Annotated in this window: 1 pseudogene; it reads left to right on the forward strand. The window is 37.7% G+C overall.

Annotated features, from left to right (window positions below):
- Positions 1-742 (forward strand): annotated as a pseudogene (locus tag BN338_RS12265) (glycine zipper family protein); the annotation flags it as partial.
- Positions 743-796 lie beyond the last annotated feature (54 nt).

Raw genomic sequence — 796 nt, forward strand, 5'->3', positions numbered from 1 at the left:
TTTATATAACTTGGCTAAGCAAGATTTAGTAAAGGTAACAGATGAAATTGCTCCTATTTACAAAGAAGCACGTGCTAGTGCAGCAAAATATGAAGATTTTGCAAAAGCGATAGATATGGGTAAAAAAATTTACCAAAGACAAGTTTCAGTAAATAGTATTCGAGAAGGTCTTGGTAAAGGGAAAATGCCCAATGGTCTAAACACTTATAACGTAGGAGTGAGAGACTATGTTGATAGCATATTAAAACGTAATAGTCCTATTAATAAACTTTCGAGTACTTTAGATCAAGGGGGCGTATCTAAAAACCTTCGCAGGGTTATGGGACTTAAAAAGTTTAGCGCATTTAAAAAGGCTGTAGATTCAGAAAAGTTCTATGAAGAGGCGGCGGCAAGAGCACTAAAACCGTTTAAAGGAACGCCTGAACTTGATAATCTTATGGGTGTTAATATTCCTCATGGAAAGTATAGTTTCTTCCGTGAAGGGGCAAAAATTATTCAAAATATTTTATCTCCTACGATTAGAAAATTGCCTCAACAAGAGAGAGAGATACTTGAACGGGATATAACGAAGTTAGCAACTTTTGGAGTTGAAGGTATGAACCAGCAGGAAGTTGCTCAAATGTTACAAAGGTTCATAAAATGGCATGAAAAGGGAATTTTTAGTGAGAAGGTAGCACACTTTATTTCTTCGGCATTGGCGGAGCAAGTGGGCAGATCTGTAAGGAGTCACCTCTATGAATAGCTATAATCCTTCAGTAGATCAAGCGATCCGTCAAGCAGCAGCGCGATATGGCGT

It is taken from the genome of Bartonella queenslandensis AUST/NH15 (genome assembly GCF_000312585.1).
GTDB classification, from domain to species: Bacteria; Pseudomonadota; Alphaproteobacteria; order Rhizobiales; family Rhizobiaceae; genus Bartonella; species Bartonella queenslandensis_A.